At 27.5% G+C, this 18321-nt stretch carries 21 protein-coding genes and 1 other RNA gene; 2 read left to right on the top strand and 20 right to left on the bottom strand.

Features of this window, described 5'->3' with window-relative positions:
• Both J2Z24_RS00280 and J2Z24_RS00275 read right to left on the bottom strand, forming a co-directional pair.
• Positions 1–1440, bottom strand: coding sequence for a HAMP domain-containing sensor histidine kinase (locus J2Z24_RS00280; protein WP_035144225.1), 1440 nt, complete (start codon positions 1438–1440; stop codon positions 1–3).
• Complete coding sequence (locus J2Z24_RS00275; RefSeq protein WP_035144223.1) at positions 1437–2141, bottom strand: response regulator transcription factor; 705 nt, start codon at positions 2139–2141, stop codon at positions 1437–1439. The genes J2Z24_RS00280 and J2Z24_RS00275 overlap by 4 nt, the downstream gene beginning before the upstream one ends.
• A gap of 289 nt (positions 2142–2430) precedes the next feature.
• Here J2Z24_RS00275 and J2Z24_RS00270 point away from each other — a divergent pair, with 289 nt between their 5' ends.
• On the top strand, positions 2431–3504 hold the full coding sequence (locus J2Z24_RS00270) for a DUF2157 domain-containing protein (RefSeq protein ID WP_035144222.1): 1074 nt from the start codon (positions 2431–2433) through the stop codon (positions 3502–3504).
• 2 nt (positions 3505–3506) lie between these two features.
• Positions 3507–4091: a GDYXXLXY domain-containing protein gene (locus J2Z24_RS00265; protein ID WP_035144220.1), complete on the top strand. Its 585-nt coding sequence runs from the start codon at positions 3507–3509 to the stop codon at positions 4089–4091.
• A gap of 111 nt (positions 4092–4202) precedes the next feature.
• Here J2Z24_RS00265 and J2Z24_RS00260 read toward each other — a convergent pair whose 3' ends face one another.
• From J2Z24_RS00260 to secD, 18 genes are all read right to left on the bottom strand, one after another.
• On the bottom strand, positions 4203–4349 hold the full coding sequence (locus tag J2Z24_RS00260; RefSeq protein ID WP_173680009.1) for a hypothetical protein: 147 nt from the start codon (positions 4347–4349) through the stop codon (positions 4203–4205).
• A gap of 18 nt (positions 4350–4367) precedes the next feature.
• The gene (locus J2Z24_RS00255) at positions 4368–4505 is read right to left on the bottom strand and encodes a CPC_1213 family protein (RefSeq protein WP_173680008.1); all 138 of its coding nucleotides are present in this window, start codon (positions 4503–4505) and stop codon (positions 4368–4370) included.
• A 77-nt stretch (positions 4506–4582) separates the two neighbouring features.
• Positions 4583–4876, bottom strand: coding sequence for a hypothetical protein (locus J2Z24_RS00250; protein WP_035144219.1), 294 nt, complete (start codon positions 4874–4876; stop codon positions 4583–4585).
• A 74-nt stretch (positions 4877–4950) separates the two neighbouring features.
• Entirely contained in the window at positions 4951–5103 is a 153-nt protein-coding gene (locus J2Z24_RS00245) for a hypothetical protein (protein ID WP_156950167.1), read from the bottom strand.
• A gap of 243 nt (positions 5104–5346) precedes the next feature.
• On the bottom strand, positions 5347–5619 hold the full coding sequence (locus J2Z24_RS00240; RefSeq protein WP_035144218.1) for a hypothetical protein: 273 nt from the start codon (positions 5617–5619) through the stop codon (positions 5347–5349).
• A 112-nt stretch (positions 5620–5731) separates the two neighbouring features.
• A complete protein-coding gene (ndk, locus tag J2Z24_RS00235; protein WP_035144216.1) occupies positions 5732–6142 on the bottom strand; it encodes a nucleoside-diphosphate kinase in 411 nt (136 codons plus the stop codon).
• A gap of 272 nt (positions 6143–6414) precedes the next feature.
• Positions 6415–6633, bottom strand: coding sequence for a hypothetical protein (locus J2Z24_RS00230; RefSeq protein WP_035144214.1), 219 nt, complete (start codon positions 6631–6633; stop codon positions 6415–6417).
• An 80-nt stretch (positions 6634–6713) separates the two neighbouring features.
• Entirely contained in the window at positions 6714–7226 is a 513-nt protein-coding gene (locus J2Z24_RS00225) for a M48 family metallopeptidase (protein ID WP_051593071.1), read from the bottom strand.
• A gap of 136 nt (positions 7227–7362) precedes the next feature.
• Positions 7363–7544, bottom strand: a non-coding RNA gene (ssrS, locus tag J2Z24_RS00220) — 6S RNA.
• A gap of 97 nt (positions 7545–7641) precedes the next feature.
• The gene (gene aspS, locus J2Z24_RS00215) at positions 7642–9417 is read right to left on the bottom strand and encodes an aspartate--tRNA ligase (protein ID WP_035144213.1); all 1776 of its coding nucleotides are present in this window, start codon (positions 9415–9417) and stop codon (positions 7642–7644) included.
• Positions 9418–9503: 86 nt separating this feature from the next.
• Positions 9504–10928 (bottom strand): coproporphyrinogen III oxidase, encoded by a 1425-nt coding sequence (locus J2Z24_RS00210; protein ID WP_035144212.1) that lies wholly within the window; start codon positions 10926–10928, stop codon positions 9504–9506.
• A gap of 17 nt (positions 10929–10945) precedes the next feature.
• Complete coding sequence (locus J2Z24_RS00205) at positions 10946–11551, bottom strand: MBL fold metallo-hydrolase (RefSeq protein WP_035144210.1); 606 nt, start codon at positions 11549–11551, stop codon at positions 10946–10948.
• A gap of 23 nt (positions 11552–11574) precedes the next feature.
• Positions 11575–12024 carry a D-aminoacyl-tRNA deacylase gene (gene dtd, locus J2Z24_RS00200; protein WP_035144209.1) on the bottom strand — a complete coding sequence of 150 codons (450 nt, stop codon included), beginning with the start codon at positions 12022–12024 and terminating at the stop codon, positions 11575–11577.
• An 11-nt stretch (positions 12025–12035) separates the two neighbouring features.
• The gene (locus J2Z24_RS00195) at positions 12036–14222 is read right to left on the bottom strand and encodes a RelA/SpoT family protein (RefSeq protein ID WP_035144208.1); all 2187 of its coding nucleotides are present in this window, start codon (positions 14220–14222) and stop codon (positions 12036–12038) included.
• Positions 14223–14323: 101 nt separating this feature from the next.
• Positions 14324–14842 (bottom strand): adenine phosphoribosyltransferase, encoded by a 519-nt coding sequence (locus tag J2Z24_RS00190; RefSeq protein ID WP_035144207.1) that lies wholly within the window; start codon positions 14840–14842, stop codon positions 14324–14326.
• Positions 14843–14991: 149 nt separating this feature from the next.
• Positions 14992–15864 (bottom strand): DHH family phosphoesterase, encoded by an 873-nt coding sequence (locus J2Z24_RS00185; protein ID WP_035144205.1) that lies wholly within the window; start codon positions 15862–15864, stop codon positions 14992–14994.
• Between the two features lie 155 nt (positions 15865–16019).
• Positions 16020–16907, bottom strand: a complete 888-nt coding sequence (gene secF, locus J2Z24_RS00180) for a protein translocase subunit SecF (RefSeq protein ID WP_035144204.1) — start codon at positions 16905–16907, stop codon at positions 16020–16022.
• Between the two features lies 1 nt (position 16908).
• Complete coding sequence (secD, locus tag J2Z24_RS00175) at positions 16909–18180, bottom strand: protein translocase subunit SecD (RefSeq protein WP_035144203.1); 1272 nt, start codon at positions 18178–18180, stop codon at positions 16909–16911.
• Between the last annotated feature and the right edge of the window lie 141 nt (positions 18181–18321).

Here is an 18321-nt window from a genome sequence, read left to right as displayed (position 1 = left end):
TTAATCCATCCCTTCATTTTTTAAAAAACAAGCTATTAATGTTCCTGTTTCTTTACTTGATAAAATAGTCATTTTTCCATGATGATTGTCAATAATCAACTTTACTATGCTTAATCCAAGTCCTGTTCCTACCTTCTTATTTCTGGAGTTGTCCACTTTATAGAAAGGTTCCATAATTCTTTCTATATGCTCTTTTGATATTTCTTCACCTTCATTTTTAACTAATATAACTGCCCCTTCTTTTCTAAATTCCTTAAGTTTTTGCTGTTCATCCTGGCATATCCAATTAGGAAGATTAGCTTCATGACAAAATACTCCCATATGAATCCACTTTCCTTCCTCTGTATATCTAATTGCATTACTCATTAAATTATCAATTACTCTTATCATTTGCTTAACATCAACATTAAAACTTCCATTAACATTTATTTCAGTTTCAAACCTTATATTATTTTTAAAACAAACTTCATCATAGCCTGAAAAAAGCATTTGAAAAAACTCTTCTCCATCTACATTAACAAAGTTCATAGTATAATTTGAAGATAGTACCGTATACATTAGTAAATCCTCTAACATATTAGTCATGTAATCGCATTTATTTAATATACTCCAAACATGTCTAATACTGTTTTCCTCATCTTTAGAATTAATTAGTTCTGCATAAGCTCTTATAGCCGTTAAAGGAGTTTTTAAATCATGTGATATTGCTGCTATCATATACTCTTTAGATTTTTGTTCTTTTTCTATTTGAACATTTTTTTGTTCAAGTTCATTTTTCATATTATTGAAATGCTTTATGAGTTCTCCTATTTCATCCTGTGACTTATATTTTATAGAAGTTTCTTTTCCTCGTGCAAAATCCTGCATAGCCGTTATCAAAAGTAAAATTGGATTATTAAATTTTTTATCCATTAATTTAATCATGGATATTAAAACTATAAAAAATACTGTAATAAATATAGCAAAAGCCTTTAGTGTTATATAATTTACACCTTTAACTATTTTTGTACGCATTATAGTTATTTTATAAATCCCAATTAAATCACCTTTACTAAAAATAGGTTTTTTAAATGTATCTGCCCTAAATCCATGTTTTATTTCATAAAGCTCCTTATAAAGTTGTTCTGTAGATATTGGGATACTCATAGTTTCATTATTAGATGAATATACTAGTATTCCGTTTTTATCGTATAGTTCTATTTTTGTATTGCTTTTATCTTTTTCATCAATTAAATTAAGTTCTTTAGGAGGATGAATAAAAATATTTTCATCATTTAATACTTCATCATACTTTTCAAATTTTCTCATGTTTGTCACATAGTCATTTATTTCTGTTTGCTTATTATAACTTTCCATCCAAAAGAAAAGTATTACTGCAGTTAATATTGGAATAAGCATTACTGTTATATATGAAAAAATAAGCCAGTTTTTTATTTTCATATTATTTTTTCTCCTATAAATCTATAACCTATTCCCCATACAGTCTCAATAAATTTTGAGTTTTTTACATCATCCTTTAACTTTTCCCTAATTTCTTTTATGTGAACTGTTACCGTATTATTTCCATCTACATCCTGCTCACTCCATACTGTTTCATAAAGCTCCTTTTTAGTAAAAGCTTTTTTGGCATTTTGCGCCATTAACATGACAAGTTCAAATTCTTTTGAAGTTAGGTGTATATTAACCCCATCAACTTCAACATATTTGCCATCTTCATATATAACAAGACCATTATTATAAGTTATAATGTTAGCATTTTCTTTTATAGAATTATATCTTCTATATCTCCTCAAATGAGATTCTATCCTTGCATAAAGTTCAGTTAAACTAAAGGGTTTTGTAATATAATCATCAGCTCCTAAATTTAGACCCTTAACCTTATCATAATCTTCACTTTTAGCACTTATAATAAGTATTGGTACATCACTTATGAGTCTTATATTTTTACAAAGGGTTAATCCATCCATTTCAGGCATCATAATGTCTAATATTAGAAGCTGAAATTTATCTCTTTTAAATTCCTCATATCCTTCTTTTCCTGTAGATGCCCATATACCGATGTATCCTTTTTTTTCAATATATTCTTTTATGCATAAAGCAATATCTTTATCATCCTCAACAATTAATATTTTTTCATTCATAGAAAGGTCCCTCCTACATGCTTTATTATAAATTATATTGGCATAAACTTATAAAACTTTATAATTTCTTTATAAGTTTTTTTCTTATTCTATATAATTGTATAATATAATAATTAGTATATCATTGAAAGGAAGAGCCTAATATGACTCTATTTGCTTTAGCTATTGCTTCATCTATAGTAATTATGATTTTTGCATATAATAAAAATAACTGCACTAAAAAAATACAGAATGTTATAAAGATTCATTTTAAATTATATTCCACATTACAATCACCAAGGAGGTAACTATGGGTAAGAGAACTATTTCCTCTAGCAAATTTAATTTTTTAAAAAAAGAACTAATCTTATTTAAGGATGAAGGTATTATCACTGAAGAGCAAAAAGAAACTATTTTATCTTATTACAATGTTGGTAGTAATATAAATTTTATAAGAGTGTTATTAATTATTGGATCTATTCTTATAGGACTTGGAATATTAACTTTTATAGCTAGTAATTGGGAAGGTTTTACTAGACTCATTAAATTCATTATAGTAATATCACTATTTATTATTTCTAATATGATAAGTTTTAAAGTTTATGATAGCTATCCTAAAACTAGTAAAAGCTTTTTATACTTAAGCTCTCTTATATACGGTTCGGGAATATTTTTGACAACTCAAAATTTTAATTATAGCGGCTATGTTAGTACATCATTCTTACTTTGGTTTATAGGCGTTATTCCATACGTAATTCTATTCAAAGACAAAATTTTATTTTTCTTTTCTCAAGGATTGCTTTTTATATATATAAATCAATATTTTTCTTTTAACTTTAATCTATATATATTTATGTTAATAATGCCTTTAATGTATTTGATAAATAATAAAATATATGAGAATTCTGGAAAACTTGCATTTTTAAATAATCTATTATTATTAGATATTTTAATAAACTTTATCTTAAAAATTGACGCAATATCTAATTATACTGCCTTTATAGTTTTTATTATAGGTATTGTTTTCTACTATACTCCTTTTAAAAACAATAAAGAAATATTTAAAATTGAAGGCAATTTAATATTTGGTGTAACAGGAATAATACTAACCTATAAATATCATTGGGAAAATATTAATTTATTTTCACTTAATACAGCTTCTAAACTTTCTATAATATTTTCTATATTGTTTTTTATATATCTTTTAATACTAATAAAAAAAGGAAGTCTAACTTCTCTTATTCTACTATGTATTACTATATTAAGATTTTATTTTGATATGGCATATGATTTCTTACCTAAATCTTTATTTTTCCTTATTGGTGGAATAATACTTTTATCTATGGGTTATTATTTTGAAAGACTAAGAAAGGAAGGTATATAAGTATGATTACATTAACTAAAACAAAGAAATACTTATTAGTATCTTTAATTCCCTTATTAGTTCTTTTATCTATGTGCATACCACCACTGCTTGTCCAAATATATGGTGAAACCGTACAATTAGAAAGTCGTATTAATCCTGGAAAAGATACTTTTAGAGGAAGAGTTCTTTATTTAGATTATAAAATATCATCTATAGATAAAAATATTGTAGATTCTGCTATTTATACTAATTACAAAGAATTAAAAAAAGATTATATAAATGCCTATGGAATATTAAATAAAAAAAATAACTATTGGCATGTCTCTCGTATTACTTTAGAAAAGCCCAAAAAAGGGCAATTATATTTAAAATGTAGCATACCAACTTATGTATTAAAAGAGAATTTCAATATAGATAATATAAAAGAACAAAAAATATATATAAACTATGACTTAGATAAATATTTTACCACTGATAAAACGTTATATGATACAATTAATGATTATAATAGAATTTCAAAACCTTATGAAGAAACTTATGATTATATAGTAAAGCTTAAAATTTATAATGGCTCTGGTCAAGTAATTGAAGTAAATAAAAAATGACACTTTTTAATATTTATCATGCTATTTTATATTAAAAAATATAGAGAGCAAATTTATCTTTTATTAATTTAAATCTGCTCTCTATTATAATTTTATTTTCAAAATCTTATATTAAAATTTTGCTGTTATCTCTGATTGTATTCTCTTTATATCTTTTTCTCTAAGTCTAGTCTCTCTTCTTATTTCATCCATTGTTTTGCCATCTATAAGCATTTTTTTTGCCTTTAGCTTTAGTTCATCTATATTTCCTTCTAACATATTTAATTCCTCCAATGATTAATCTAATTCTTTAGCCTTTGGTTCTCCAAAAACAGCTCTTGAACTTTCTGCTTGCGGATCATGCTTTATAGTCTTTTTTCTAAACTTCCCATCATGCTTTCTATTATTTTTAGTACTCCTCATCTTATTAGGCATAAAAACACTCCTTTCTTTATTATTTTTTCTAAAGAAAGAAGTTTTATTCTAGAGGAAATTGTAATACACGATATTATTTAATTTGTGAATTTTTTAACAGGCTTAAACACATAAAAGCTCTTTCCAGTAATTTTATTTGAAACCATATCTGGATTATCTAAATCATAAAACTTTTCAATAGTCTCTACTCTTTTTAATATATCTTCTTTACTATAATTGTCAAAATCCATTTTTATTATAGTCTCAATAGCAAGCATTAGTGATAAGTTATTTTTGTTACTTTTATATTCATGAAATTTTTTATTATCCAGTACAATTTGTCCTATATAACTTATCGTCTTTTCCAAATTGTAATTATTGTTTCTTATCATAATTCCCTCCCTACATCGTTCCTTAATCCAATAGCAATAACTACTTAATAATATATGCTTATAATAAATTATGTTTACAATTTTTTATCATTTCTTATATCCGGTATTGTTAAAATGTCTCCTGATTTAACTTCCTTTAAAAAATCTACAAGTATATCAATTATTATTCCATCTTCTCTTAAACATATAACATATCTTTCATCTATTTTTTTAACTTTAGCTTTCATAAAACTAGCTCCTTATATATTTACTAATATAATTATAATGTTTAAAGTTTAACTTCTCAAGAAAAAAGTTCATCATATGTAATTAATAGTAACATATATCTTTTGTTTACTGATATTATATTACATTTGCATAACTTTGTGAAATTTTTATCTTTCCTATCCTAAAAAAAGTGGAGATTATAAAATTCTCCACTTTTTTCTCTTATGTATATTTAAAATTATGAAATTTATGTAAATCGCTTTTTAATTTAAATAACTTTCTATATGTATTTCCTTGTTTCTCACACTTTTTGTAAAGGTCTTATAAAAATCTTCAAAACTTTCATAGGAAAATTCAATTTCTCTAAAAATATCTTCATGACTGTCTATAAAATCCTCATACATATCTTTTAAATATTCATCTACTAGCTTGCTTACTTCTTCTGGAGTCATTTGTTCTATGTTATATCCATTTACTTTAAGTAAAGAAAGTATTTCTTCTGCTAGTTTTATCACTTCATCTTTATTTGATATCATCCTTTCACGCACCTTTCTATTTAGTTTCTTAATCATAAAGTGAATATAAATTAATATTCTATAATAACAATATAAATTCCTTCTTTTTTAAAAATTTAAAATATTGAATATATTAAAATTCCATCTCAGGAAACCATATGTTTATTTCTCTCCTAGAACTTTCTACACTATCAGAAGCATGTACTAAGTTTATTTGCTTACTAGTTCCATACATTCCTCTGATACTTCCCATATCAGCTTCTAGAGGATCTGTAATTCCATTTATTTTTCTAATCATTGCTATTACATTTTCCCCTTCTATAATCATAGCTATTAACTTGTCTTGTGTTATATAAGCTATTAATTCTTCGTAATATTCTCTTCCTTTATGTTCCTTATAATGCTCTTCTACAATATCTTTATTTGCTTTTGTCATTTTTAAAGCTACTATGTTTAGGCTTTTTCTTTCATAAAAACTAATTATTTCACCTACTAATCTTCTTTTAATTCCATCTGGTTTTATAAGTACAAGAGTCTTTTCCATGTATAAATTGCCCCTTTCTAACAATACAATTTAATTATACCTTATTTTTACTTTTAAATAAATATTTTCTTATATTTAAATGAATTTATATTACCTTCTTGAATATCTGCATCATAAATTCATTTAATCTATGAAACAGTTATTGGCTTAAGGTGAAATTTATTAAAAAATTGATCTTTCCATATAAAACTTAAAATAACTCATATCACTGCTTATCTCCCACTTAACAAGTGAGAGTATTAGCAGTGGTAGATGTGGAATAAATAATTATATTAATGTATTCCAGCATTATTAAATAGTCCATTTTCATACTTATTTAATAAATTTTCTAACTCTTCCACTTGCATGGAAGCTTCAGCTTGAATTTTTTTAAAAAGTTCTACTACTTCAGGATCGTTACCTATTTTCTCTGAATAGTACTTATAATCAATAACTATAGATTTAGTATCTAAAATCTTCTTTTTAATAATATCTCTAACTTCAAGATTCATATACTACACTCCTTTTATAATAAATTGCATTATATTTTATTAATTATTTTTATGATTGATATAGTTTAAAAATTACAAAATTAATTAATACTCATTAATTTGTATCCATTGACTTTTAGCCATAATATAGCTTCTTCATAATTAGGTATATATTTTCTTACTTCATTCCAAAAATCCTTTGAATGATTAAAATGAATCAAATGACATAATTCATGTACAATTATATAATCTAATACCCATTCTGGAGCCATTATAATTCTCCAGTTAAAGTTTAAATTATTTTTACTTGAACAACTTCCCCATCTAGTTTTTTGATCTTTAATTCTAAAATTATTATATTTAACATTTAAAATCCTACAATAATTATTAAGCTTTTCTTCAATTATATCTCTACACATTTCCCTGTACCATATTTTTAATTTTCCCCATATTAAATATTTATAATCAACTTTCTTAATTATTTTTGGTATATATATTTCAATGTTTTTGCCTCTAATAAAAATTTTTATTTTATCATCATTATATATAATTTGAACTACCTCATAATCCTTTCCTAAAAACAATAAATTTGACTGTAATTGTTGCAAACTCATTTGAAAGCACGCCTTCCCAAAATTCTACTATTTAACAAAAAATGCCACAATATAATTGTTATATATTTATATTATGTAAAACCTAGAATAGAAAAAAGCTAGTAAATACATACTAGCTTTTTGACATTCCTTAAAGTAAAATCCCACCGTGCCGCTTAAATAGATTATGTTTGAACCTGCCCTTAGCAGGTGGGCATCTCCTTCTTGCTTCTTGTTCTTAAATAAAATCTAAGCATCAATTCCACAAGAAGAGTCCGATTCCCTTTAAAAATGTGTTGGCTCAATATGAATCTATTTATACAAACACAGTAGGAAATGTTCTTTTATTTATTAATATTATACTACAGAAATCTGTTATTGAAAATATATATTTTTTTAAATTTTTTATAAATTTAGACTAAGCAGTTTAAATTAACTATTTTGTTTTTATTTGAAGTTCATTTAATTGAATCTCATCTACTACATTAGGAGCTTCTGTTAATGGGCAGAATGCATTTTGATTTTTAGGGAAAGCAACAACATCTTTTATATTTTCTGTTCCCGCTAAGAACATTATCATTCTATCAAATCCAAATGCTAACCCGCCATGTGGTGGTGGACCATATTTAAATGCTTCAAGTAAGAATCCAAATCTCTCCCAAGCTTTTTCCTGAGTAAATCCTAATACCTTAAACATTTTTTCCTGAAGACTAGAAACATGTATTCTTATACTTCCTCCACCTAATTCTTCTCCATTTAATACCATATCATAAGCTTTTGCTCTTACTCTTCCCGGATCTGAATCTAGGTATTGAATGTCTTCATCCATAGGCATTGTAAATGGATGATGTTCTGCTTCCCATCTATTCTCTTCATCATTATATGAAAGTAATGGGAACTCAGTAATCCATACAAATCTAAATTCTTTATTGTCTTTTAATAAGTCTAATTCTTTTGCTAAATGTAATCTTAATTGTCCAAGACTTTGGAATACAATTTTGTCTTTAACATCTGATACTATAAGAATCAAATCTCCAACTTTTGCATTCATCTTATCTAATATAGCTTTCATTTCATCTTCTGATAAAAATTTAGCTATTGGAGATTTTATCTCTCCTTCTTTATAAGCTATCCATGCTAATCCCTTAGCTTTAAAAGTCTTTACAAAGTCAGTTAATTTATCAATTTGTTTTCTTCCCATATCAGCACAATTTTCCGCTTTTATAGCACGTACAGAACCTCCATTATCCAAAGCATCTCTAAATACTTTAAATTCAGACTCTGCTACTACTTCACTTACATTCTCTATTTCCATACCAAATCTTAAATCTGGTTTATCACTACCATACTTCTCCATAGCTATTCTGTAAGGCATTCTTTCAATAGGTAGTTTAACATCTACATCTAGTATCTTTTTAAATACATATTGAATTAATCTTTCGTTTAACTCCATTACATCATCGGCCTCAACAAAAGACATTTCTAAATCTATCTGAGTAAATTCAGGTTGTCTATTTGCTCTTAGGTCTTCATCTCTAAAACACTTAGCTATCTGGAAATATTTATCAAAACCTGATACCATAAGTAACTGTTTAAATAATTGTGGAGACTGTGGTAATGCATAAAACATTCCTGGATAATTTCTACTTGGTACAAGATAATCTCTTGCCCCTTCTGGAGTACTTTTAGTAAGTATTGGAGTTTCCACTTCTAAAAATCCCTGGGAATCCATAAAATCTCTTACAGCTTTAGCAGCCTTATGTCTAATCTTATATATTCTTTGCATATCTGGTCTTCTTAAATCTAAGTATCTATATTTTAATCTTATGTTCTCTGAAGCATCCAAATCTTCTTTTATGTATATAGGTGGTGTTTCTGACTCAGATAATATTTTAATACTTTCACCTTTTAATTCCACCATACCTGTTGGTAAAGTAGTATTTGGTGACTCTCTTCTTACTACTTTTCCTGTAACTGCTATACAATATTCTGATTTAACAGTATCAGCCTTATCAAAAGCTTCTTTATTTATCTCCTCACCAAATACTACCTGAAGGATTCCTGCTCTATCTCTTAAATCTATAAAAATAAGTCCTCCTAGGTTTCTTTTTCTTTGAACCCAACCCATTACAGTGTAGGTGCTGTCTACATGGGATTCTCTAAGTTCGCCACACATTATGGTTCTTTTTAATCCTTTTAATGCTTCTCCCATTTCTTTTCCTCCTTTTATCAACTACTATGAGTTGATAATTATTAAATTTATTATAGCAACATTTAAGTTGCTTGAATTTTGTATTATTATTTATACAACTTTTTGAGTTCTATAAACTTTCTTTCTACCATTTCTTTTACTCTTTTATTATATTCTATTACATCTTTTACATTGGGAACTCTTTCAATTCTATTTTCATCTAAAAATATAACCTTGGTTACTGCATCTGCTCCCATAGCAATAATGGTTTGCTTTTCTTCTATCATCTGAATATTATATATTCCTTCTTTACCAGGTGAAGAATATCCTACATTCTCCATATTACCTAACATATTTTTTTGTCTATACATATAATAAGGTGACATTCCTAAAACTTCTGCTAATTTTACAGTTTCTCTATACATGAGATTTAATTCATTTTGATCTATTTGTTTTAAATAATGTTCCATATTTTCATAAAGTTTTGATCCTCTTTTTAATGACATACCATGAACTGTTAAATTGTCTGGTTTTAACTTTGCTATTTCTTCACACGTGTTTTTAATATGTTCTAAACCTTCTCCTGGTAATCCCACTATTACATCCATATTAATATTATCAAAACCTAATTCTCTTGCCAAATTAAATTTTTCTATCACTTCAGAAACAGAATGATTTCTTCCAATTAATTTTAAGGTATCTTCATTCATAGTTTGAGGATTTATACTTATTCTACTTACTTTATATTTTTTCATGGATAAAAACTTTTCATAGGTTAAACTATCAGGCCTTCCACATTCAACAGTAAATTCTTCTATATTATTGCCACATATAAACTTATTATATATTTTTTCCATAATATATTCAAATTCTTCATTACTTACTGCTGTAGGAGTTCCCCCTCCAAAATATACTGTTTGTATATTCAAATTGTTTTCCTTTATAAACTTATAAATTTCCTCAATTTCATATATTAAAGAATTAATATAAGGTTTAACTAATTTTTTACAACCGCTAACAGAATTAGAAGTAAACGAACAATATAAGCATCTAGTAGGACAAAAAGGCATTCCTAAATATATGCTTATATTGTCTTCATATTTATTTACCATCTTTTTTCCTACTTCTGCTATTCTTATACACAATTTTGCTTTTTCTGAACTAGCTAAATAATTTTCATTGAAATAATTTATTATTTCTTCCTGACTTTTACCTTCATTTAGAAAAGAAAGAGCTATTTTGCTTGGTCTTATTCCTATAAGAGTTCCCCATGGAAAATTCTTACCTGTCTCATCCTTTAGAAATAAATAGATAGCTTTTTTTATATCTCTTTTTCTTTGTTTACTGTCTTTCATAAAATACTCTTTATAATTGTCTTTATGTTGTGCTATTACTTTATTCTCTTCTATATATATTTTGTATTGGGCATTAGTCTCTTCAAAAACTAATGCATTAAAGGGATAAAAAAGATTAAATATTTGATAAACATCATATCTATATTTTAAATTATTTAATTCTATATTTATTACCATATTATTTTCCTTTACAATTAAAGAAAAGGATTATATACCTTCTCATTTTTTATTGTAGTTTGATCTCCATGCCCTGGAAGCACTATAGTATCTTCTGAAAGAGTTATAAGCTTAGTTTTTATACTATTTATTATAGTTTCAAAATCTCCTCCATCAAAATCAGTTCTTCCTATAGATCCTTCAAATAGTGTATCTCCAGTAAAAACTATATTATCTATAATAAAACACATACCTCCCAAGGTATGCCCAGGAGTTTCTATACATTTTAATTTCATATTTCCAATGTTAAAAATATCTCCTTCTCTTATTATAATATCAGCTTTTCCACAATTCTCTGGATTTCCAAACATATATGCTCTGTTTACTATAAAATTATCATCTTGTTCACTTATACATACTGGAGCATTTAATGCTTTCTTAAGTTCTGCTACTGCTCCTGTATGATCAATATGTCCATGGGTTACAAATATATATTTTACATTGACCCCCATTTTTTTTATCTGTTCTTCTATTACCAAAGCTTCTGATCCTGGATCTATCACTATTCCTTCTTTTGTATCTTCGTCCATAACTATATAACAATTTGCAGCATATACTCCTACTGGAATCCTTTTTATTTTCATTTAATCAACTCCTAGAATATATTTTAAAAAGTTTTCTTACTATCTATTAATATGGTTACTGGTCCATCATTTATTATTGTCACTTCCATCTCTGCCCCAAATTCTCCAGTTTCCACATTTCCTAATATGTCTTTGCACTGTTGTACAAATTCTTCATACATTATTTTAGCTTCATTTCCACCTAACGCTTCTATAAAACTAGGTCTTTTACCTTTTCTACAATCTCCATATAGTGTAAACTGAGAAACTACTATTAACTCTCCTCCAACATCTAATAAAGACCTGTTCATCTTTCCTTGTTCATCTTCAAAAATTCTCAAATTTAAAATTTTATCTTTTAAATAGATTATGTCCTCTTTATTGTCCTCTTTAGATATCCCTAACAGTACGTTTAATCCCATTCCTATACTACCTATCACTTTCCCATCTACTGATACTTTAGAGGACTTAACTCTTTGTACCACAGCTCTCAATTACATCACTCCTAATTCTTTGTTCTATAAACCTCGGTAACACCACTTAATTTTCTTATTTTCTTCATTAAGTCTTTAAGATGATCTATATTAGGAATTTTTAATTTTATATTTATTAAAGCAGTTTTACCTTTTATAGTTTTAGCATTTATAGCATAAAGATTTGTTTTAGTTTGAGTAATTATATCCATAATTTCCCCTAACAGTCCATCTCTATTCTCTGCTTTTACTTGTATTTCTGCTATATACGCACCAAAACTAGCTGTTCCCCAGCTTACTTCTATAATTTTATTATCTATGTCTTCCATTAATAAAGAAACATTTTTGCAATCTCTTCTATGAATGGATACTCCTCTTCCTTTTGTTATATATCCTATGATATCATCACCAGGAACTGGATTGCAACATTTTGAAAATCTTACTAAAACATTACTTACTCCTTTAACTATAACTCCTGGATCATTATTTTTCTTCTTTCTTTTATTTTCATTATGCTTTGAACTTTTATTGTTTATATTATTTATAATGTCTTCATTAGATATAGGAGCCTTATTACCTCTCTCATACTGTTCCCTCACTTTAGAAACTATATTAGATGATATTATATCTCCAACACCTACTGCTGCATATAAATCCTCAATAGAATTGAAATTATATTTTTTTAGTAGATTATTTAATATTTCTCCTTTGGCAATTTCTCCAAAGTTGTATCCTTGTTTTTTAGCTTCTTTTTCAAGTAATTCTTTACCCTTGGTAATATTTTCTTCTCTTTTAGCTTTTTTAAACCACGCTCTTATCTTACTCTTAGCCTGGTTACTCTTTGCCACATTAATCCAATCTATACTAGGTCCCTTTGAAGTAGAAGATGTTATAATTTCCACTATCTCACCAGTTTTCAAGCGGTAATCTAAAGGCACCATTTTATTATTTACTTTAGCACCAACACATTTATTCCCTATATCCGTGTGTATTCTATAAGCAAAATCTATAGGGGTTGAATTACTAGGTAAATTAATTACTGCTCCCTTTGGAGTAAATACAAAAACCTCGTCAGAAAATAAATCTATTTTAAAACCTTCCATAAATTCAGTAGCATCTGAAGTCTCTCTTTGCCATTCTAAAATTTCTCTTAACCAAGTAAGTTTTAAGTCCATATTATTTTCTAAATTTTTGCCTTCTTTATATTTCCAGTGAGCAGCAATACCATACTCTGCAGTTTTATGCATTTCAAAAGTTCTTATTTGAATTTCAAAAGGTTTACCTTGTGGACCTATAACCGTTGAATGCAAGGATTGATACATATTTGGTTTAGGCATAGCAATATAATCCTTAAACCTTCCTGGAATAGGTTTATACATGGTATGGACTATTCCTAAAGCAGCATAACAATCTTTAACTGTATCTACAAGTATTCTTATAGCAGTTAAATCAAATATCTGTTCTAAAGTTTTATTTTTATTTACCATCTTTCTATATATGCTATAGAAATGTTTTGGTCTTCCATCAATGTCAGATTGTATTCCCGATTTCCCTAAATTATCTTTCAGTTCCTTTACTATTATATCTATATAGGCTTCTCTTTCTGCCCTTTTTTCAGCAATTTGTTTTACTAAATCATAATACTCATTTTGGTTTATATATCTAAAAGCTAAATCTTCTAATTCCCACTTTATCTTTGAAATACCTAACCTATGAGCTAAAGGAGCATAAATATCAAAGGTTTCCTTAGCCTTTTCCTTTTGCTTCTCCACAGGCATATACTTCAAAGTTCTCATATTATGCAATCTATCTGCAAGTTTTATAAGTATTACTCTTACGTCCTTAGCCATAGCTAAAAGCATTTTTCTAACATTATCTGCCTGTTGTTCCTCTTTGGTTTTATATTGTATTTTACCAAGCTTAGTTACCCCTTCTACTAAATCTGCAACTTCGCTACTAAATTCTCTTTCTATATCCTCACGGCTGTAATGTGTATCTTCCACTACATCATGTAACAATCCTGCTACTATAGTGCTAGTATCCATACCCATTTCAGCTAAAATACAAGCGACCTCAATAGGATGTATAATATAAGGCTCTCCTGATTCTCTCTTTTGATCATTATGAGCCTGAAAGGCAAGATTATATGCTTTTTTTACTAGTTCTTTGTCAACATTAATGCAATTTTTATCAATTCTATCAATCAACTTTTCAAGCATACTATACTCTCCTAAAATCAATGGCTGGTTTAATTAACCAGCCATTATTTTTTTACTAACATTATATAATATTTTGTAGAAACTTGCAATTTATATTTTGGTTATATATCATATTGTACAAGGGATAGCAAATCATATTTTTCTAGCTTTTCTCTTCCCTTTAAATCCATCAATTCTATTACAAAATCCATGGATACAACTTCTCCTCCAACGTTTTCAACTAACTTGGCAACAGAGGCTATAGTTCCCCCAGTAGCAAGCAAATCATCAACTATTGCAACTCTCTGACCTAGTTTAATTGCATCTTTATGAATTTCTAACACATCAGTACCATACTCTAAGTCGTAACTTTGACTAATTGTATGCCACGGTAACTTTCCTTTCTTTCTTACTGGAACAAATCCAACTCCTAGTGCATAGGCTAAAGGTGCTCCAAATAAAAATCCTCTAGCTTCTGGTCCCACAATTACATCAACATTCTTATCTTTAAGATGTTCAGCTATGATATCTATTGTAAATTTAAATGCTTCTTTATCATTAAGTAAAGTAGTTACATCTTTAAAGCTTATACCTTCTTTTGGAAAACCCTCTATTATTCTTATCTTTTCCTTTAAATCCATTACTGCTTTTCCCCCCTAAAACTTCAAAAAATATTTTCTTTTAGCTAAGTCCAAATGTAGCTTAAAAGTTCTTATTATTTAGATTTTGCTTTATTCACTGTTTTTAGCACCATATCATTATATATTAAAAAAGGTAACTTATTCAAATATTATTTTACATAAATCTTAGTTATCTTTATTTCATTTTTCAAGTACTTTGCAATTTGCTCTGCTCTATCACTATTGGAAGTAGTAAATAACTCTACTGTTATTCTCGCATTGTCTAATCCTCTAGAACTACTCCAACAAGGCATTATACTATTTACTAGCTTATGAGCACTTTCTAGATTTATATATTTAATATTATTGACTTTAATTAAAGCTTTTAATCCATAATTATTAGTATAATTCATATGATATATGCCTTCATCTATCATAAGTTTGTTTTCTCCTATGCATGGCAAATTATTGGAAATAGTTCCTAACATAACTAAATCCAAATATTTACTTATACATTTCATCTGATAATAAGAAGATATAGCCTGAACAAGTTTATATGCCACACCTACACTAGATAAAACCTTAAAAGGATATGTACAGTCTTTTTGATTAGGATTGATAACTACAGTTTTTGGTGGAATATTGTCGAATTTATGATGATCCGTAATTATTACATCTATCCCTAATTGTTTACATAATTCTACTTGCTCATAAGAGTTTGACCCGCATCCTACAGTTATCATTAAATCTGTACCAAGAAACTTTACATGATTTCTTACAATATCTGCATTTATATCAAATTTTCCATTATCTACACCGGATACAAAGTACTCTACATCAGCATTGAGATATTTTAAAACCAAAAAAAGTAAAGATACTGCTGTTATTCCGTCTAAATCATAGCATCCATACACAATGATTTTTTCTCTTTCATTTACAGCCTTTACTATCCTTCTTAATGCCTCATCCATCCCTTTTAATAAAAATGGATCATGAGAAACAGGCCGATTATGCAATTGTACAGTTCTTCCTTTTTTCTCCATAACTAAATCCTCCAAAAAAATAAAAAAGCATATATATTATAATTTAAAATATGCATTTTGACAAATAGTTTAAATAAATTCTTCATAAATTAAAAAACTAGAGCATATAAATGCTCTAGTTTTATATAGTTTTCTACATTCTTATATAAATCTACTTATTTTGTAGCTAAAGACTTTTTAAATTTTTTCTTTTTAAATATAACCCATAGCGGACTTGATATAAATATTGAAGAATATGCTCCAGATACAATTCCTACTATAAGTGGAGTTGCAAAATCTCTTATAGATGGAACAAATACATAAACTGCAACTATTGTAAATAAAGTTGTAATAACTGTATTTATAGATCTTGACATAGTCTGGGTTATACTTATATTAGCTAATTCAGCATCACTAGTTTTTCTCATTTTCTTAGAATTTTCTCTTATTCTGTCAAAAATAACTATGGTATCATTAATAGAATATCCTACAATGGTAAGTATAGCAGCTATAAAACTTAAATTAACAGGAATTTGAAGTATAGCATATATAGATACAGTTATCAATATATCGTGAAGCAATCCAAAAATAGCTGCTAATCCAAATTTAAATTCAAATCTAATTCCTACATAAATAAGCATAGCTATATTTGCAATGGCTAAAGCTAAAATAGCTTTCTGTCTTAACTCTTTACCTACAGCTGGTCCTATTCTCTGTTGTGATACTAAGTCTTTATCTTCTAATTTATATTTTCCTTTTATTTCTTTAAACATAGGATCTATTTTATCATCTGTTAAAGAATTACTTCTTATTTCTAATTGAACTTCATTAGCAGTATTTACTGCTGTGTTAGTAGTATAATCTTTAGTATACTTTCCAATTATCTTCTCTACTTCAGCTTTATCAAAACTTTTTTTCATATTAATTTGAACTAAGGTACCACCTTTAAAATCTATACCATAATTCAAACCTGTTTTAAACATAAAAAATAATCCTGTAAGTATTACTATAAGAGATATAGCAAACCATACTTTAGTTCTTTCTATAATTTTTAGCGTACGCATATTATTCTACCCTCCTCTTAACTCCAAAGGCTGCTACATTATTTAATATTCCCATGTCTACAGCTAATTTCAGTAAAAATCTAGTAACAGTTATAGCTGTAAGCATACTTAATACTATACCTACCATTAGAGTTAGAGCAAAACCTTTGACTGGTCCTGAACCTAAGTTATATAATACTATACCTGCAATAATAGTAGTTATATTAGAGTCAAGAATGGAAGTTAACGCTCTATGAAATCCTGAATCTACTGCTGATCTTGTAGATTTTCCTGACTTCAATTCTTCCTTTATTCTTTCAAATATAAGTACATTAGCGTCTACTGCCATACCTATAGTAAGCAAGAATCCTGCTATTCCTGATAATGTTAGTATTGCTTTCATTGAAACAAAAGCTAATAATACTAAAACTATGTAAAGTACTAGTGCAATACATGCAATAAGACCTGGTACTCTATAATAAAGTAACATGAATATAAGAACTAAACCTACTCCTATTTTTCCAGCCTTTATGCTAAGAGGTAGTGCATTTGCTCCTAATGTAGCTCCTACTGTTTTAACTTCTACAGGTTTTACTACTACTGGAAGTGCTCCAGATTTTATAATATTTGCCTGTCTTTTTGCTTCTTCTAAAGTTTTACTTCCTTCAATCATACCTTTACCAGTTGGTATAACACTATTTACTTTAGGATTAGTTAATAATTGCTCATCCATGTATATAGCAATTGACTGTCCTATAAACTTTTTAGTTGCTTCTGCAAATTTTTTTGTTCCTTCATCATTAAGTTCAAAACTTATAATTGGTTGGTTATTTTCTGGATTTATTTGTGCTGTAGCATTTTTTACATCTTTTCCTGTAAGAATAACTTTATTATCCGGTCCCATAAATTTTAATTCTCCTGTTTTTCCTACAGTGTCTATAACTTCTTTTGCATTGTATATGCCAGGAATTTCTATTCTTATTCTTTTTGCACCTTCTCTTTGTACAACTGTTTCACTAACTCCTAGTTTATTAACTCTCATTGATAATAGTTCTATAGTTCTTGATATAGTAGCATCATCTACTTTATCCGCTTGTATTTCTTCTACTAAGGATACACCACCTTGAAGATCAAGGCCTTTCTTAATTGTTTCTCCAAAAGATTTAACTTTATATCCCGATCCGAATATATTATATACTCCAAAAGCTCCAGCATAAGCTAAAAAGCTTATGACAGCTACAATAAGTATAAATATGGCTGTACTTTTACCTTTGCCTGATTTCTTTTGTCTCATCTTTATCCCCCTTCTTTTGTAAGTTTAATCTCTGAAATATTTTAAACTAAATCATAACACAAAGAAATTATATATCTTCTGTAAAAAATAGTCAATATAAGTCCCCATCCATTATTGTCCAGAAAGGTATTAATTGTATAT

The organism is Clostridium tetanomorphum, from assembly GCF_017873215.1.
Lineage (GTDB): Bacteria > Bacillota > Clostridia > Clostridiales > Clostridiaceae > Clostridium_AO > Clostridium_AO tetanomorphum.
Note: the sequence above shows the minus strand (reverse complement) of the source record. Positions and strands in the feature narration are given on the sequence as shown.

Excerpts from the sequence above, each read along its gene's own strand:
- J2Z24_RS00280 (WP_035144225.1), bottom strand. The coding sequence starts at position 1,440 with ATGAAAATAAAAAACTGGCTTATTTTTTCATATATAACAGTAATGCTT.
- J2Z24_RS00275 (WP_035144223.1), bottom strand. The coding sequence starts at position 2,141 with ATGAATGAAAAAATATTAATTGTTGAGGATGATAAAGATATTGCTTTA.
- J2Z24_RS00270 (WP_035144222.1), top strand. The coding sequence starts at position 2,431 with ATGGGTAAGAGAACTATTTCCTCTAGCAAATTTAATTTTTTAAAAAAA.
- J2Z24_RS00265 (WP_035144220.1), top strand. The coding sequence starts at position 3,507 with ATGATTACATTAACTAAAACAAAGAAATACTTATTAGTATCTTTAATT.
- J2Z24_RS00260 (WP_173680009.1), bottom strand. The coding sequence starts at position 4,349 with ATGTTAGAAGGAAATATAGATGAACTAAAGCTAAAGGCAAAAAAAATG.
- J2Z24_RS00255 (WP_173680008.1), bottom strand. The coding sequence starts at position 4,505 with ATGCCTAATAAGATGAGGAGTACTAAAAATAATAGAAAGCATGATGGG.
- J2Z24_RS00250 (WP_035144219.1), bottom strand. The coding sequence starts at position 4,876 with ATGATAAGAAACAATAATTACAATTTGGAAAAGACGATAAGTTATATA.
- J2Z24_RS00245 (WP_156950167.1), bottom strand. The coding sequence starts at position 5,103 with ATGAAAGCTAAAGTTAAAAAAATAGATGAAAGATATGTTATATGTTTA.
- J2Z24_RS00240 (WP_035144218.1), bottom strand. The coding sequence starts at position 5,619 with ATGATATCAAATAAAGATGAAGTGATAAAACTAGCAGAAGAAATACTT.
- ndk (WP_035144216.1), bottom strand. The coding sequence starts at position 6,142 with ATGGAAAAGACTCTTGTACTTATAAAACCAGATGGAATTAAAAGAAGA.
- J2Z24_RS00230 (WP_035144214.1), bottom strand. The coding sequence starts at position 6,633 with ATGAATCTTGAAGTTAGAGATATTATTAAAAAGAAGATTTTAGATACT.
- J2Z24_RS00225 (WP_051593071.1), bottom strand. The coding sequence starts at position 7,226 with ATGAGTTTGCAACAATTACAGTCAAATTTATTGTTTTTAGGAAAGGAT.
- aspS (WP_035144213.1), bottom strand. The coding sequence starts at position 9,417 with ATGGGAGAAGCATTAAAAGGATTAAAAAGAACCATAATGTGTGGCGAA.
- J2Z24_RS00210 (WP_035144212.1), bottom strand. The coding sequence starts at position 10,928 with ATGGTAATAAATATAGAATTAAATAATTTAAAATATAGATATGATGTT.
- J2Z24_RS00205 (WP_035144210.1), bottom strand. The coding sequence starts at position 11,551 with ATGAAAATAAAAAGGATTCCAGTAGGAGTATATGCTGCAAATTGTTAT.
- J2Z24_RS00195 (WP_035144208.1), bottom strand. The coding sequence starts at position 14,222 with ATGCTTGAAAAGTTGATTGATAGAATTGATAAAAATTGCATTAATGTT.
- J2Z24_RS00190 (WP_035144207.1), bottom strand. The coding sequence starts at position 14,842 with ATGGATTTAAAGGAAAAGATAAGAATAATAGAGGGTTTTCCAAAAGAA.
- J2Z24_RS00185 (WP_035144205.1), bottom strand. The coding sequence starts at position 15,864 with ATGGAGAAAAAAGGAAGAACTGTACAATTGCATAATCGGCCTGTTTCT.
- secF (WP_035144204.1), bottom strand. The coding sequence starts at position 16,907 with ATGCGTACGCTAAAAATTATAGAAAGAACTAAAGTATGGTTTGCTATA.
- secD (WP_035144203.1), bottom strand. The coding sequence starts at position 18,180 with ATGAGACAAAAGAAATCAGGCAAAGGTAAAAGTACAGCCATATTTATA.